15 protein-coding genes and 1 pseudogene are annotated in these 15,025 nt (G+C 70.3%); 10 read left to right on the plus strand and 6 right to left on the minus strand.

The features are described 5' to 3' along the window. The first annotated feature begins 36 nt into the window (after positions 1-36). Together AC07DS_RS40580 and AC07DS_RS40585 are read left to right on the plus strand one after the other, a co-directional pair. Positions 37-828, plus strand: a complete 792-nt coding sequence (locus AC07DS_RS40580; protein ID WP_479153778.1) for a carbon-nitrogen hydrolase family protein — start codon at positions 37-39, stop codon at positions 826-828. Further along, a complete protein-coding gene (locus tag AC07DS_RS40585) occupies positions 825-1,178 on the plus strand; it encodes a cupin domain-containing protein (protein WP_479153779.1) in 354 nt (117 codons plus the stop codon). Before AC07DS_RS40580 ends, AC07DS_RS40585 begins: the two co-directional genes overlap by 4 nt. A 142-nt stretch (positions 1,179-1,320) precedes the next feature. On the opposite strand, the gene AC07DS_RS40590 is transcribed toward AC07DS_RS40585, so the two are convergent. The 3 genes and pseudogenes from AC07DS_RS40590 to AC07DS_RS40600 form a co-directional block, all read right to left on the minus strand. Beyond that, complete coding sequence (locus tag AC07DS_RS40590; RefSeq protein WP_145883771.1) at positions 1,321-1,947, minus strand: GntR family transcriptional regulator; 627 nt, start codon at positions 1,945-1,947, stop codon at positions 1,321-1,323. 91 nt (positions 1,948-2,038) lie between these two features. Then, positions 2,039-2,326 (minus strand): annotated as a pseudogene (locus AC07DS_RS40595) (transposase family protein); the annotation flags it as partial. 147 nt (positions 2,327-2,473) lie between these two features. Next, positions 2,474-3,208, minus strand: a complete 735-nt coding sequence (locus AC07DS_RS40600; RefSeq protein ID WP_479153780.1) for a hypothetical protein — start codon at positions 3,206-3,208, stop codon at positions 2,474-2,476. A 495-nt stretch (positions 3,209-3,703) separates the two neighbouring features. Between AC07DS_RS40600 and AC07DS_RS40605 the strand changes: the two genes are divergently transcribed. From AC07DS_RS40605 to tpg, 3 genes are read left to right on the plus strand one after another with little or no spacing between them, the layout of a single operon-like run. Continuing rightward, complete coding sequence (locus tag AC07DS_RS40605) at positions 3,704-4,090, plus strand: hypothetical protein (RefSeq protein WP_479153781.1); 387 nt, start codon at positions 3,704-3,706, stop codon at positions 4,088-4,090. A 23-nt stretch (positions 4,091-4,113) separates the two neighbouring features. Continuing rightward, positions 4,114-6,303, plus strand: coding sequence for a telomere-associated protein Tap (gene tap / locus AC07DS_RS40610; RefSeq protein ID WP_479153782.1), 2,190 nt, complete (start codon positions 4,114-4,116; stop codon positions 6,301-6,303). A gap of 9 nt (positions 6,304-6,312) precedes the next feature. Further along, the gene (gene tpg, locus AC07DS_RS40615; protein ID WP_479153783.1) at positions 6,313-6,870 is read left to right on the plus strand and encodes a telomere-protecting terminal protein Tpg; all 558 of its coding nucleotides are present in this window, start codon (positions 6,313-6,315) and stop codon (positions 6,868-6,870) included. Between the two features lie 47 nt (positions 6,871-6,917). On the opposite strand, the gene AC07DS_RS40620 is transcribed toward tpg, so the two are convergent. Continuing rightward, positions 6,918-7,085, minus strand: coding sequence for a hypothetical protein (locus tag AC07DS_RS40620; protein ID WP_479153784.1), 168 nt, complete (start codon positions 7,083-7,085; stop codon positions 6,918-6,920). Positions 7,086-7,651: 566 nt separating this feature from the next. Between AC07DS_RS40620 and AC07DS_RS40625 the strand changes: the two genes are divergently transcribed. The 3 genes from AC07DS_RS40625 to AC07DS_RS40635 all read left to right on the plus strand — a co-directional run bounded on the left by AC07DS_RS40625 (position 7,652) and on the right by AC07DS_RS40635 (position 10,034). Next, positions 7,652-7,948, plus strand: coding sequence for a DUF6247 family protein (locus tag AC07DS_RS40625; protein WP_479153785.1), 297 nt, complete (start codon positions 7,652-7,654; stop codon positions 7,946-7,948). Beyond that, on the plus strand, positions 7,945-8,208 hold the full coding sequence (locus AC07DS_RS40630) for a hypothetical protein (RefSeq protein WP_479153786.1): 264 nt from the start codon (positions 7,945-7,947) through the stop codon (positions 8,206-8,208). Before AC07DS_RS40625 ends, AC07DS_RS40630 begins: the two co-directional genes overlap by 4 nt. A 695-nt stretch (positions 8,209-8,903) precedes the next feature. Next, on the plus strand, positions 8,904-10,034 hold the full coding sequence (locus AC07DS_RS40635) for a helix-turn-helix domain-containing protein (protein ID WP_479153787.1): 1,131 nt from the start codon (positions 8,904-8,906) through the stop codon (positions 10,032-10,034). 290 nt (positions 10,035-10,324) lie between these two features. Here AC07DS_RS40635 and AC07DS_RS40640 read toward each other — a convergent pair whose 3' ends face one another. After that, on the minus strand, positions 10,325-13,480 hold the full coding sequence (locus AC07DS_RS40640) for a tetratricopeptide repeat protein (protein ID WP_479153788.1): 3,156 nt from the start codon (positions 13,478-13,480) through the stop codon (positions 10,325-10,327). Between the two features lie 122 nt (positions 13,481-13,602). On the opposite strand from AC07DS_RS40640, the gene AC07DS_RS40645 reads away from it, so the two are divergent. Then, on the plus strand, positions 13,603-13,800 hold the full coding sequence (locus tag AC07DS_RS40645; protein ID WP_479153789.1) for a hypothetical protein: 198 nt from the start codon (positions 13,603-13,605) through the stop codon (positions 13,798-13,800). Positions 13,801-13,920: 120 nt separating this feature from the next. On the opposite strand, the gene AC07DS_RS40650 is transcribed toward AC07DS_RS40645, so the two are convergent. Further along, on the minus strand, positions 13,921-14,130 hold the full coding sequence (locus AC07DS_RS40650; RefSeq protein WP_479153790.1) for a DUF6207 family protein: 210 nt from the start codon (positions 14,128-14,130) through the stop codon (positions 13,921-13,923). Between the two features lie 150 nt (positions 14,131-14,280). Between AC07DS_RS40650 and AC07DS_RS40655 the strand changes: the two genes are divergently transcribed. Continuing rightward, positions 14,281-15,006, plus strand: a complete 726-nt coding sequence (locus AC07DS_RS40655; RefSeq protein ID WP_479153791.1) for a hypothetical protein — start codon at positions 14,281-14,283, stop codon at positions 15,004-15,006. Positions 15,007-15,025 lie beyond the last annotated feature (19 nt).

Consider the following 15,025-nt stretch of genomic DNA (forward strand, 5'->3'; position numbering starts at 1 on the left):
TCCCCCGACCCCGTCCCGCAGAGGAGGAACCGCACCGTGCGGATCGCCCTGAGCCAGCTCATCACCGGTCCCGATCCTGAGAAGAACCTCCGGCTCATCGAGGAATGGACCCAGCGCGCAGCGGACGCTGGAGCCCGCGTCGTAGTCTTCCCGGAGGCGTCGATGGCCTGTTTCGGCACCCCGCTGGCCCCGGTAGCCGAGCCCCTGGACGGTCCCTGGGCCGACGGGGTACGGCAGATCGCCCGGGCCACCTCCACGGTGGTCGTAGCTGGCATGTTCACCCCGGCTCCCGGCGGCAGGGTGGCGAACACCCTGCTGGCCACCGGGGCCGGTGTCGAGGCGTCGTACGACAAGATCCATCTGTACGACGCCTTCGGCTACCGCGAGTCCGAGACCGTCGCCCCGGGCTCCACCCCGACGGTGATCGACGTGGACGGCACCCGGCTGGGCCTCGCCACCTGCTATGACGTGCGCTTCCCGGAACTGTTCCGGGCCCACGCCGACGCCGGAGCCGTCGGCACGCTGCTGGCCGCCTCCTGGGGCGCCGGGCCCGGCAAGCTCGCGCAATGGGAGCTGCTGGTGCGGGCCCGTGCACTGGACGCCACCGTATGGGTCGCCGCCGTCGACCAGGCCTGCCCGGGTACTCCGGCGGGCCCCTTGCCGACGGGCATCGGGCACAGCCAGGTCGTCGGACCCGACGGCACGGTCCGCAACTCCCTCGGTGCCGAGCCCGAACTGCTACTGGCCGACCTGGACATCGACGAGGTCACCGCGGTCCGGCAGAAGACCTCCGTGCTGGCCAACCGGCGTCCGGAGGTGTGGCGGTGAGCAAGCCCGAGCTGGAGTTCCACCTCCCCGGCGGACCGTGGAGCACCCCAGTCGGCGCCGGCCCGGGCGTCGAGGAGCGGGTCCTGGCCGATGACCCCGGGCGCGGGTGCCGTACCGCGCTCGTCCGCTGGGCTCCGGGCACCGACACCTCGGCACAGGGCGTGGTACACCACGGCTTCTGGGAGGAGGTCTACCTCGTCGAGGGAACGCTGCACGACCTGACACTGGGCCGGACCTTCACCGCGGGCATGTATGCGTGCCGCCCTCCCGGGATGCCGCACGGCCCCTGGACGTCGCAGGACGGTGTCACCATGCTGGTGATCACCTACCCTGACCCCGGCAGGCAGTGATCGACGGACCGAGGCAGACGCGACCCCGGTACGGCGGCCGGCCGGCCCACGAAGGCGTCGCCGGAGTGGCCCAAGCGCCGGGGAAGATCTGATGCACAGGTGGTCCGGCCGTTCCACCATGCGGGTCCAGCCGCCGGAGCGTCTAGCCCGCGAGCAGTACCTTGAGCGTCGACCCCAGATGGTGGTCGATGGCGGCACACGCCGCCTCGGCGTCACCGGCGGCCAGGGCGTCCAGGATGGCCCCGTGTTCTTCCAGCACGGCTTCCTGACGCCCCTGCCGGTTGAAGAGGGCCACCACTCCGGCGCGAACCTGACGGCTTCGCAGACCGTCGTAGTGCCGATCCAGGAGAGTGTTGCCGACGGCGGACACCAGCGCCGAGTGGAACTGGTGGTCCACGGCGATGAACTCCCGGGCCTGGTCCTCCCCGGTGAGTTCGCGCTGCCGTTCCAGCAGGCACCGCAGCTCCGCGACCGGCGCTCCTCCCCGGGAGACGAGCTGCTGGGCGGCGTACCGCTCGACGATGCCCCGCAACTCCATCAGCTCCCGGATCTCCCGCCCCGCCAACGGCGCCACCCGGGCGCCGCGCTTGGGCACGAGCTCGACCAGGTCCTCGGCCGCGAGCTGCAGCAGAGCCTCCCGGATCGGTGTACGGGAGACACCGATCCGGTCGGCGAGTTCCTGCTCCGACAGGAAGACCCCCTGCATCTCGGGATCCGTCAGCACCGTGTCCTTGAGATACGCGTACGCCCTTTCCCGACCGGACGGCACGGCAACCCCCAGACATCGCATACAGCTTGTATACAAACGTTATCACGCCGCTTCCCCGTGCGATGTTCCGGTTTGGTTCAGTGAACCTCTTTCATCCTGAATGGTCGCAGGTCAGTAGTACGTGGATGGCTTGGACGGTGCGGCTGATGCGGCGGGTGGAGCAGCGTGCTCGTCGCATGATGCGCCAGGACTTGAGTCGGGCGAAGGCTCGTTCGCCGGGGGGTCGCAGTCGGGCGTGGTCGCGGTTGAACTGCTGGTAGTGCGCGGGCTATTCGCTGTGGTGGTAGTAGGGGGTGCGGACGGTGGCGCCGGCGCCCTGGTAGGCGCGGTCGGCCAGGATGAGGATCTGCCGGATCAGGCAGGCCTGGACGATGCCGTTCTCTTTTCAGCCCACACGGACTGCGTGCTCACGTTCATAGAAGGTGCTCTCTGTTACAGAACAACCCTGCCGGCCGTAGGGGCTGGGCATGAGAAGGGATACGCCCCGGGTGCGGTTCGGGGCTGTCGGTGAGACGACGACTGCGGCTCAGCGGCGGTGTCCGCGCTCGGGCGAGCGTTGAGGGACGTTGCCGAAGTCCTCGAACCAGTTGCTCGGATGCAGGGCGGGAGGCATGAGGGAGGCGCTGGTGTTGTCCGCTTCATCGGAGCTGTACTCGCTGTCGTACAGCCACAGCACGTCATGGTCCTGGAAGAACAGGTCCGAGCAGGCATCGAAGTCGTAGTCGTCACGATGCGAGGGCAGCGCCGCGTGCGGGCCCTCCTGCGCGTCGGTCAGGCAGTCCATACCTGGCAGCTCGCCGGTCCCTTCCGCAGCGAACATGACGGCACCGATCAGGTCGTCCGGATCGTCCTCGTCCAGCTCTTCCTCCGGCAGCGGTTCCCCGCCGCCGGCAGTTGCGGCAGCGAGCGCCCTGGCCTGGTCGTACACGTGGAACTCACGCAACTGCACCACCCTGACCACCGGGCCGGGCAGGTCGGCCAGGCGAGCGTTGTCCGGCGTGCGGGTGGCGGAAACGGGCAGTGTTCCCTCCCGGTCGCCCTCTTCCAGCCAGTCGAGCGGATCGTCGGCCAGCCAGGTGAACAGCGTCGACAGGTTGATGGGCCACGCCCCAGCACAGGCTCGTTCCAGGGCCTGCCGGAAGGAGGCGGCGGGAGCCTCCGGCAGTGATGTGGTGATCTTGTGGGCGGTTTCCTGCTGATGCCGGGTGAGGGCGCCGTTGTGAGCGGCGAGGGCGAGCAGAACTGCAGCGTGCTGAGCCAACAGGGCGTCACGACAGGTCAGCACGGCCTGCAGAGACAGTTGGGTCCGCTCTTGTGTGCCAGCAGGACGAGGACCCGGCTCTTGCTGTGTGCGTGCTCGCAGAAGAAGTCGCGCGGGACGGCGGATTCGGATGCCAGGACGGCTGTCATAGGAAAGCTCCAAAGCTCCAAAGCTCCAACGGTGTGCGGACAGCCGAGGCCGACCGCAGACGAGAAGGGAGCTGCTGGTGGGCTGTGTGTGGGTGTCACTGGGGGCTGCGTGGTCGTGTCATTGGTGGATCTGGCGCATTTGCTGTGCCACTTCGTTCACCGCATCATCGCCACCCGTCGGCGTGCGGGCGCTGCACCCGCCCGCACGACAGGCGCCGCGGAGTCGAGTACATCGTCAGGTCCCACGGTGACGGCCCTGCCGCCCGGTACCAACGGCCCGCGCGACCCGCGCACCAATGAAACAACAAAACATTGTTTAGTTTGCTTCGTGGAGTAGGGTGTCGGTATGGCATTCGATACTCGTCAGCAGGCCCGTGACCGTCTGTCCGCGTTGGGGGAGCCGCCCGTACAGGCTGTGGCGGCGGCGCAGGGCCTGCAGCAGGATGCCCTGCTGGTGTCACGTCTGCTCCTGGCGGCCGCCGGTGACCGTGACAACGACGGGGGAGAAGCATCGGTCACGGCGGACGAGGTCGGCGCAGCCCTCAGCCTCTTCGATGACATGCGCGAGCAACTCGACCGCCTCGAGAAGCAGGTCGTTCTCGAGGCGCGGCGCCGCGCCATGGATTGGCGGCAGATCGCCCGCCATCAGGGCCTGAACTCGTCCCAGGCCGCCTCGCAGCGCTATCAGCGGCTGGTGACCCGACTCGAAGAGATCCGCCAGGGCATCCGGTGACAGCGGGCATGAGAGAGCCTTCCATGAGCAACCAGTCCTCTGACCCGCTCGCCGCTGTCGACGCGCTCCTCGCCGCTGTCGACGGCGGCCTCGTGCTGCCTCCGCCGGCCGAACGCGTGCGCCTGCGTGAGGCAGCCGGCCTGACCCAGGCCGCCGTCGCCCAGGCTCTCGGTGTGCGCCTGCCCAGCATCCAGGCCTGGGAGGACGGCCGCGCCGAACCGAAACCCGAACGGCTCCAGGCCTACTGGCACCTCCTCAAGGGCCTCGCCCAGCGCTATCCCGCTCCGCCGCCGCTGGCGTCGCCCGTACCGGCTTCCGCGCCACCGGCACCGGGTCCTGCGCAGCCCTCTGCCGCCACTGCGACCGTTCGCCCCGAGCGTTTTACGGACACGAAGTCGACACCACGGCGCGGACCGATCTCTCGTCGCCCAGCTGCACCGAAAGCTGCTGCGGCAGGTACGGCGGCCAAGGCTGCTGTTGATCCGCGGTTCGCGAATGGTCCGCTGGCGGTCGTCGACGTCGAAGACGACGGCCAGATCGTGGCGTACTGCACGGGCGGCCTGGTCCTGGACGTGCCCGCCAAGTCCATCCCCGCCCTGGTGGACTGGACCCTGAAGGAGGCGAAGCTCGGGCAGCCGAAGCTGTCCGGGCCGGGCAAGGACGCCGACCCGCTGCTCGTGCTCACCGAAGCGGCGCTGGAGCGCTTCGGCCTGCCGGTCGCCCTCACCGATGAGGAGCGTCTGGCCGGGCGGCTGCCGGAGGGTCACAAGGTCATCAAGCAGTTGGTCCGCGCGGAGTGGAAGCTGACGAAGCGCGGGTTCGGGCCGTGGGCGCGTATCTACCGTCCGGCGCAGGGCTCGGAGCGGGCCTGCGTCCAGCTGTGCATCCCGTCCTGGCACGCGCTCGACTCCCGCCACTGGGGAGAAGCCGCCCAGCTGCCACCGGCGGAACTTGCCCGGATTCTGGGCGTATACGCGTCCCGGGTGATGACGCCGCGCGGTTCCACGGCTGTCACGGGTCTGGAGCTGATGACCGCCCTGCACCCGCCGACCCGCGCCTCCGAGCCCGACGCCGACGGCAAGCGGACTTCCGAGCCCAACCCCGGCAGCCTGGGCAAGGACCCGGTCAACTGCGCGCCCTGCGAGGCCCCGGACGGGCACCCGCTCCTGGCGGACCTGCCACGCTTCCACGTCCGCGGCCCCGACGAGAAGCTGTTCGAGGAGGCGTACGACTGGGCGCGGCCGCTCACCGACGCCGAGTGCATGAATCGGTTCCTGGTCGGCATCGACGTGAACATGGCCTTCGCCGCCGGCGCCAACGGCCTGGTCGTCGGTCTCGGCGAGCCGACGCACGTCAAGGCGCCGGTGTTCGATGCGAAGCTGCCCGGCTCATGGCTGGTGGACCTGTCCCACATCGACCTGTCGAGGGTGAAACTCGGCAAGGACACGTGGGCGGAGCTGGACGCAATTCTGCTGCCCAGCCCGTTCACGCCGAACGGCGAGCGCCCGGAGGGGCTGGCCTGGTACGCGACACCGACCGTGGCGTACGCGGTGGAGTTGGGCTACGACGTGCGTCCGATCGAGGCCTACGTGCGGTATGACAACGGCCGCTACCTGGACGGCTGGTACAACCGGCTGCGCGACGCCTACCTCGCCACGATGGCCGACCTCGGCGTCGACGCGGACCTGCCGCCGGCCGACTTCCTGGCGGCGATGGACGGCTGCAAGGAACGCGACCCGGAGCTGGCGATCGTCGTCTCGGCGGTCAAGGCGACGGTCAAGGGCGGGCTGGGCAAGCTGCGCGAGCGTCCCCGGGGTGAGGGCTGGCGGCCGGGCGAGCCGTGGCGGGCGCTGTCCCGCCCGACCTGGCGGCCGGACATCCGCGCCGCGGTCATCTCCCGCACACGGATCAACCTGCACCGGAAGATCGTCAAGCACGCGGCGTTCACCGGGCAGTACCCGGTTGCGATCCTGTCCGACTGCGTCGTGTACGCGGCCGGCGGCACCAGCCCGCTGGACTTCCTGCCCTACCGGGACGGCAAGCCGCTGCCGGGCGGCTTCAAGCTCGGCGTCAACCCGGGCCTGGTCAAGCACGAAGGCACCCAGAGCGTCCTGTGGGGCGAAGAGGTCCGCGACCGGTTCAACGCCCCGGAACTCAACCTCGCCCGGTACATCAAGGACGGCACCGTCACCGACGTCGACAACGGAGAGTAGGAGAGGGCGATGAGCCTGTTCGGCAACGGCCTGGACGCCGCGGTGCAGAAGTCGTTCACCCGCCCGGCACCCAAGACCGCGCCCGCGCAGATGCGCTACCTGGTCAAACAGCTCAAGGGCACAAGAGCCGTCGCCCAGATGCTGCGGATCTCCCAGCGCACCGTCGAACGGTACGTCAAGGACCAGATCAAAAAGCCCCGCCCCGACCTCGCCGCCCGCCTGGAGAACGAGGTGAAGAAGCGGTGGCAGCCACAGATCCGCGCCAAGGCCCGCCGGAAGGCGGCGACCACCGACGGCATCGTCATCGACACCCGCGCCCGGATCGGCTACAGCGCCCCGATCGGTACCACCGACGACGCCCGCCTCCGCCACCTGACCGTCGCTCTACCGCCGCAGTACGCCGCCCGCCTCTTCGACGCCCAACAGCAAGGGGCCACAGACCAGCAGCTGCAGCAGATCGCCGCCGAAGCGCTCAGGGACGTGTACTTCCAGGACGGCGGCCGCCGCGCCGGCAGCCTGGAAGAGGTCCGCTTCACCGACGTCGAGCACGTCGAGTTCGACCTGTAGAGACCTAAGCCCGCAGGTTCAGGTTCACGGCGGTGTGACTGAGCGCTTCAGTTGGCCAGTGAGCGTGCGAGTTGGCCGTTTGAGCGCTCCATGTCGATGCCGTGGCTGAGCTGCTCGGCGTAGGCGTCGAGCAGCGGCTTCATCTGCTGGTAGAGAGGCACTTTGTTCTGCCGGAGCCACTGTCCGATGCTGAACCGGTCCTGACTGCATGCCATGTCGAGCTCGGGGTTGCTGCGGGATTCAGACGGTTGTGGGGCGAATTGGGTCTCGCCGTAAGTGACTTGGGTCCAGACGTAGGCCGTGGCGGCGAGGCGCGCGGGTCTCGGAGATGTAGCGGGTGCTGGGTTGTCGCTCGAGCTGGTCGGTGATCTTGCGCCATGCGTCTGGCGGCATCGCCCAGTCGGTGAGGTGTTCGCGGCGGTGCCGGTAGTTGACCATCGGCGCGGAGGTGAGTTCTTCGGTGATCGCGTCGAGGGCGCGGTCGTAGGCATCGGGGGTTCCTTGGCTGCGGACCCATCGTGTGATGGGGGTGCCCAGGCCCTGTCCGGCGATGCCGAGCCCCAGGCCGTCGCCCGCACGCTGACCCGCTAAGCCGCGCCAGCCCGGCTGGCCGCCCTGTACGGCTCGGGTCCCCGGCATTGCAGCTGCCGGGGACCCGAGCCCTCAGTGTTCCACCACCACAGCGTTGACCGGCGCTTCGCCGGGAAGGGATCACCTCATGTCCGTCCCCACGGCCCCGCCCCGCGCGTACGGTGGCGATACATCCCTTCTGGAGGACCCGATGAGCGCGCAGCCCGAGGAAGCCCCCGCCGCGCCGGCCCCGGCCGCAGCCGCCCAGCTGCTCCAGGAGTTGCGCGCCGACCGGCGCGCACAGACCTGGGTGCCCGCGTTCGAGCAGGACTGGGCGCGCGCCCTGGACGACGCCCGGCACAGCTACAGCCTCGCCCCGGTCCACGACGTCGTTCGTACCTGGCGGGCCCGGCTCGCCTTGGCTCCGGCTGTCGACGCGTTCGTCGCCGGGGGCTGCGACGACTCCGACGGTATCGACCTGGACCAGGTCCTTGGAGCCCGCGCGTGAGCGACCTGCCGCCCTGGCCCGCCCGCCTGTCGCCCCAGGCCGCAGGCACCGCGGGCGAGTTGCCCGACCATGCCCGCGAGATGCTCCGGGACGTCCTGGACATCGCCGGCCGCGACCCGTGGTCGTTCCCGCCCTTCAACGCCCGCGACCCCGAAGGCGAGGATGTCCGGTCCGCCTCGGTCGGCCGGCTCACCGCCGTCTACTGGATCAACCGACCGGCCGGACGCCTGTACATCGTGGACATCGTCTGGCTCGGGTAGCCCCCGTCCGCCCCGGGCGCTGTGCCGCCTCGGCTCTGCTCGTTGAGATGGCGCTGGACAGCACCCGCCCATCGGGCGGTGGGCTCCGCATGCCCCTGCACAGACCGCAGCCACGCCCGAAGGCTCCGTTCACCGTCGGGCCGTACTTCCACTCCACGATCTGCTCGAACGTCAGGCCGGTGATCGCCGCTGCCAGACGGCGGCCACCGGCCCGGTATCTGTTCGGCCGCGTGCCAATCGCGACCCTGTTGTATCTACCCCGGTCCAGCCTCACCAGCGATGCCATGCAGGGCTACGAAACCGCTTTTGTATAAAGTCGCGGGTTCGTGGCGTAAGCGTGCAACCCGATGTCCCCCCTCGTCCAAGACACGAGCGGGACAGAGCGTGAGCCAACCCCCCGACGCCGGGAAAAGTACGCAGGTCAGTGCCGCCAAGAGCGAGTAAGGACGACATCTGAGCCAATGTCAGAGGGATTACCGGCAGCCCGTCCGGCCCTGGAAACCTAGGGACTTGCGGGCCTCCGGGGGGATCTCAGCGGACTGTATGCCAACAGGCCGTGCCCCTCGGCGCCAGCCGGACTCACGATCGCGTCCGGGACGCAATGCCAAGCCGTCCCGCGATCTGCCCAGTTCGCCTCTCACCAGCACAGGCGGCGGCCTCCGGGCCGCCGCCCCTGATTCAAAAGGGGTCCTCACATGGACCAGAATCCCGAGGCATCGGTCTCCTCCGTTTCCGGGGCCCAGACGCGCTTCGGCATGGCGCAGGCCTTCGTCATCCTCGGCTTCCTGACCGCCGCGGTTGTACTGCGCCCGTTCACGCCCATGACAGTCCACGGCATCCTCGTCCTCCTGGCAGCTCCCGGCCTGACCGGCGTGGCCGTCCTGTTCCTCTTCACCGTCTTCCTCCGCAGCGGCGGTACCGGCCGTCGGCTGCTGCGGCTGCTGCGGCTGCTGAACGCCCTGGCGTCCGGCTCGGGAAGCGCGCGTCCGGAAGCACCAGTCGACCACACCGTGCCCGAGCTGGGCCGGTTCGCGGAGCAGTTGCGGGCCATGCGGCATGCTGCGCACCTGACCTACCGGGACCTGGCCTGCCGCACGAGCTACTCGGCAGCGACCCTGAAGCGCGCGGCCAGCGGGAGATCGCTCCCCTCGCCCGCGGTGGCGACCGAGTACGCCCTCGGTTGCGTGACGGTCAGCAGGGACTACGACGCTGCCCAGGCCTCGGCGCGACTTCACAAGGCGGCGGCGGAGGCCGTCGCCGAGGCCAGGCGCCGATCTCGCCGGTCGACGGTCCTGCCGAAGCCGCAGTTCGCCCGCGATGAAGCCGACCTGAGCGGCGCCCTGCGCGACGCGTGGCGCCGGGCGGGAGGGCCTTCGTCCCGCGCCATGGAAAGGGCCGCCGGCGGTCACGGACTGCTGCCCCGCAGCACGGCCTACGCCATCGCCAAGGGGCGCACGGTTCCTCGGGAGTTCCGGCAGTACATCCTCTTCCTGGAGGGCTGCGGCATCGGCGGCAGTGATCTCGCTCCCTGGATCCGCGCATGGCTGAAGGTCCGTGCCCGCCCCACCCTGGAGGAGGTGAAGGTAGCCTCCCGTTGGCTGAAGAGCGGCGGGACACGGATGACGTACTGGGACGTGCTCATGGAGGGCGCCTACAACGACCGTGCGCCCGCGCGGGTGGAGATCCAGGACATCGTCAAGCGCGTCATCACGACCCCCGTGGTGGCCATGAAGGGAGACAAGCCGGCCGTCACCGACACGGTGGCAACATCCGTGGCTCTCCAGCGTGGTCGCCCGGCGGAACGCCAGATCGGCTGCGCGGCATAGACCACTCCAGGCAGCTGAAGGGGGCGACGACGAGGCTACGACGCAGGGCCCGGCGGGGGCCCGCGCGGCGACCGCGCAGGATATTTCTGGTGCTGGCTGATCATCAGGCATGTGAGCCATGTGGGAGTTCAGCAGCATGCCTGGCGGCTATCCGGGGGCGTGTTCAGGCATGTTGGCGATGTCTGCGATTGGGCAATCTGTTTCCGGAGTCCTGGCGGGTCGGTCCATGTCGTCCTCGTTGGCACCGCTTCTCGGTCCCCCAGCTGCGTCTGAGCGGGGTGCGGAGACTCTCACGGGTTTCTGTGTCCCCCTACCGGTGCGTCCGCCGTAGGTTGCCATCGGGGGGTCGGCGTACCTTCCGGGTCCAGGCCATACGGCCACAGCCTTTGCAACATCATCTCTACCTCCACCTGGCGGACATGGGCTTGGGGCCTGCCGCGGTCGGTGACCTGCCGAGCCATGGTTTCGGCGCCGTGCTGGTCTCCGGCCTTCTCCCGGATCTCGATCAGGTTGACCAGGGCGCGGGTGTTGCCGTGGTCGGCAGCCTGCCGGTAGAGGGCTTCCGCGCTTTCCCGGTCCCCGGCCTTCTCCCGGATCTCGGCCAGGCGGTACGGGGCGTCGGTGTTGCCGTGGTCGGCAGCCTGCCGAGCCATGGCTTCGGCGCCGTCTCGGTCGCCGGCCTCCTCCCGCCGCATGGCCAGGCCGTACAGGGCGCTGGTGTTGCCGTGGTCGGCGGCCTGCCGGGCCAGGTTTTCCGCGCCCTGCTGGTCTCCGGCCTCTTCCCGCCGCATGGCCAGGAGGTACAGGGCGCTGGTGTTGCCGTGGTCGGTGGCCCGCCGGGCCAGGTTTTCCGCGTCTTCCGGGTCCCCGGCCTTCTCACGGATCTCGGCCAGGCGGCACAGGGCGCTGGTGCTGCCCTGGTCGGCAGCCTGCCGGTAGAGGCTTTCGGCGCCTTCCCGGTCCCCGGCCTTCTCACGGATCTTGGCCAGGCGGCACAGGGCGCTGGTGCTGCCCTGGTCGGCAGCCTGCCGGTATAAGGTTTCCGCGCCTTCCCGGTCCCCGGCCTCCTCCCGCCGTACGGCCAGGAGGTACAGGACGCTGGTGTTGCCGTGGTCGGCAGCCTGCCGGTAGAGGCTTTCGGCGCCTTCCCGGTCCCCGGCCTTCTCCCGGATCTCGGCCAGGCCATACAGGGCAACGGTGTTGCCGTGGTCGACAGCCTCCCGGGCCACGTTCTCCGCGCCTTCCCGGTCCCCGGCCTCCTCCCGCCGCATGGCCAGGCCGTACAGAACGCCGGTGTTGCCGTGGTCGACAGCCTGCCGGGCCACCTTTTCAGCGCCTTCCCGGTCCCCGGCCTCCTCCCGCCGCATGGCCAGGCGATACAGGGCGTCGGTGTGGCCGTGCTCGGCGGCCCGCCGGTAGAGGGTTTCGGCGTCTTCCTGGTCCCCGGCCTCCTCCCGGATTTCGGCCAGGAGGTACAGGGCGTAGGTGCTGCCCTGGTCAGCGGCCTGCCGATAGAAGATTTCCGCGCCTTCCCGGTCCCCGGCCACCCTCCGCAGCACGGCCAGGCAGTACAGGGTGTCGGTGTCGCCGTGGTCGGCGGCCCGCCGGTAGAGGGTTTTGGCGCCCTGCCGGTCCCCGGCCTTCTCACGGATCTCGGCCAGGAGGTACAGGGCGTAGGCGTCGCCCTGGTCGGCGGCCTGCCGGGCCAGAGTTTCGGCGCCCTGCTGGTCCCCGGCCTTCTCAAGAAGCGCGGCCAGGCGGTACAGGGCGTCGGTGTGGCCGTGGTCGGCAGCCTGCCGGTAGAGGGCTTCCGCGTCTTCCCGGTCCCCGGCCTTCTCACGGATCTCGGCCAGGTGGTACAGGGCGTAGTTGTTGCCCTGGTCGGCGGCCTGCCGGGCCAGAGTTTCGGCGCCCCGCTGGTCCCCGGCCTCCACCCGCAGCATGGCCAGGCTGACCAGGGCGCGGGTGCTGCCGTGGTCGGCGGCGCGGTGTTGGAGGTGGTGGGCCAACTGCAGGCGGTGCCGGGCGTCGGCGGCCTCGATGAGGTTGTCCAAGTCGTCGGGGTGAGTGAGGTAGGCGTGGGCGGCGTGCCAGAAGGAGGAGGGCGGGCACAAGTGGGTGCGGGTGGTGCGGCCGTGTTGTTCGAGGTAGTCGGCGAGCCGGAACACCGGCCCCGCGGGCTGCGGGGACGGCGGGGCCGCAGCTGTGGAGGGGGTGGGTGGACGTCGTGGGGGTCGGGGAGTGGTGCGGCGCAGGGGGGCTTGTTTGCCGTGGACCGGTTCGGCGAGTTCGGCGTAGGCGGTTTCGGCCCAGTTGTCGGTGAGCTGGTCGTAGTCGGTCTGGCTGAGGTAGTCGGTGGCGGCGTCGGTGAGGAAGGCTTGCGGGAGATGGAGGCCGACGCCGAGGCGGCGCGCGTCCATCGCCGCTTCCAGCAGCGCTTTGGCTGGCGAACTTGCGTACTGGTAGCGCTTGAGGAGTTCGGGGGCACCGGCCAGGTCCTGGGTGACCCGCCCATCGGCGCGGGCGCGCGTGAGGGCGTCGGCCAGCAGCCGGTCACCCGCCTCGGCGAGGGCAGCCGCCGCAGCCAGGGCCGGCGCGTCGAAGGAATCCGGGATGCGCAGTGTGCAGCCGGAAAGCAGTTCCCGTACCCGGCTGTGCGGATCGCTCCCGCCCGGGGCGGGGAGGGCCGTGTACTGGCGGGCGTATTCGGGCCAGAGCGTGCCCAGCACGAGGACCGGCCCGCGCTCCGGGCTGACCAGCAGGTGGTGCACGGCCGCCGCGATACGCTCACCGTCCGCCCGGTTCCCGAGGTAGTGCTGGGCCTCGTTCAGCCACACCACGGTGCGCGGCCCGACGCGGTGCAGGTCCTCCAGCGCGGCGTCGGCCCGGATCGGGTCGAAGGGATGCCACAGCCGCCATCCCTTCTCCGCGAGCGGCTGCACGGCCTCCCAGCACGCCCGGGTCTTCCCGGTCGACGAGGTGCCCACGAGGACCACGATCCGGCTGCGGCCGGCCGCCACATCCGACACCGCCTCGGCCAGCACCCGGTCATGCTCGCGCCGCACGTACCCGGGAAGTGCCCGCGTCCCGGGCGCATCCGAGCCGTCAACGACCACGCTGTGCGCGGCCGGATGGACCTCCAGATCGTGCGGCTCCCACTCGCCGATCGACCTGCCGGGCCCCGGTCGCTCACCGCCCCCGGCCGCATCCCGCTGCAGCTCCAGTAATTCGCCGACCGGCAGCCTCAGCGCGCGGGCCAGCGCCGCCACCGTCTCTGCCGACGGCAGCGGCCCATCGGTCTGGAAGGCCTCCGACACGGTCGTACGCCCCAGTCCCGCCCGGCCGGCCAGATCCTTCTTGTTCAGCCGCATGCGGGCCAGTCCGGCATCCAGCCGTCTGCGCAGGTCGGTGAGTGCCGCACTGTCGCCGTGCTGTTCGTCGTGCACGTACTCGCCCCCGGGCTGTGATGTGTTCGCCGGTGTTCATCTTCGTCCCGGCGAACCCCGGCGCACACCACTTCCACGACCTTCGTCCGCGTCAACACCCCCTCGTGTAAAGGGAGTCTGCCGTGACCGTCGCCGTCGTCCTCCTGGCCACCGCACTCGTGATCGTCGTCGCGCTGCTGGCCGCCGCCGGCGCGGGCAAGCTCGCCCGCATGGACGGCGCCACCTACCTGGCCGCTCTCACCCGTGCTGCCGTCACCTTCGCCGCGGTCATCACCCTCACCGCCACCGTGGCCAGTGCCTTCGCCACGCTCCTGACCTGACCGCCATGCGCCAGCAGGCCACCTCCCCGGCTGAGCCCAACTCCTTGCCACACGTGCCTGAACGTCGCAGGCTGCCGCCCCGGGTCGACGATGCCGACCGTCATCCAGCAGGCTCCTGGTTCATGTGCCGGGGCACTGGCGCTTGTCCAGGTAGCAGCGCAGCCGTACTCCGGGCTGCCCCACGTCCCGGGTGGTGCGTTCCACTGCGGTGGTCGCCCACGTCGAGGCGAGGGCTGCCTGGAAGGCGAAGGCGGTCCGGTCGTCGGCGGCGGCGATGTCGACCACGACCAGGCCCGGCTGGGACACGTGTACCTCGTTGATCGCTTCCACGCACGGCATGACGCCCCGCGATGCCGGCCGGGTTCTTCCGGACCGGGGTATTCACCCGGCTGGCCCACACGCGGGTGATCCCGAGCCCCGGGAGCCAGGCGCTGCCGCCTTGGCCTGCGCGCCGGCAGCGGCGGCCGCTACGTTGGGGCGGTGACGACTGCCTCCCTTGATCTGTCCCGGCTGCCTGCCGACCCGTCTCTGATCAGCCTCGCCTACCGCCACGAACACCCCCTCCAGGCATTCGAGTTCGACGACACACTGGAGGTCTGGACGGTCAGCGCGCGGATCGACGCAGACATTTTGGCCGAGGACCTGGCCGCCCACGGCGACGCCGACCAGGAGACGCTGGACGCCATCGAGGACGTGGCGGTGGGCCGCATGTCCTTCGTGCGCGTGCGCATGTTCGGCCCCGACGACCCCTTCGAGGCCATGGACGCCTACACCGGCGACGTCTCCCGCATCGGCGAGACCGTGCTGGACGTCGGCCGGGGCGAGTTCGCCGGCGACTTCGAGGACGCGCTCGCGCACCCGGTCGGTGACCTGCTGGTCATGGACCGGGTCATCCTCGAGCCCGCCTGGCGCGGTTTCGGCCTGGGCCCGGTCCTGGCCGGTGCGGCCATCCGCCGGCTGTCTGAGGGCTGTACCGCCGTTGCGTGCGAGCCGGGATCGGCCGACGGCCGCGAGATGACCGAGGGACAGCACCGCGAGGCGGCCGCCAAGCTCGGCCGCCTGTGGTCCACCATCGGCTTCGAGCCCTTCCAGGACGGCGTGCACATGCTCGACTGCCACCTGCAGCGCCCCGAGGACCTCCTGACCGAGCGCCAGCAGGAGTTCAGCGCGCTGTGCCGCTCCTGGCGCGAGCACCGCCGCTCGTGACCTGTCGCGGTCCTCGACC

The organism is Streptomyces sp. NPDC044064, from assembly GCF_056434245.1.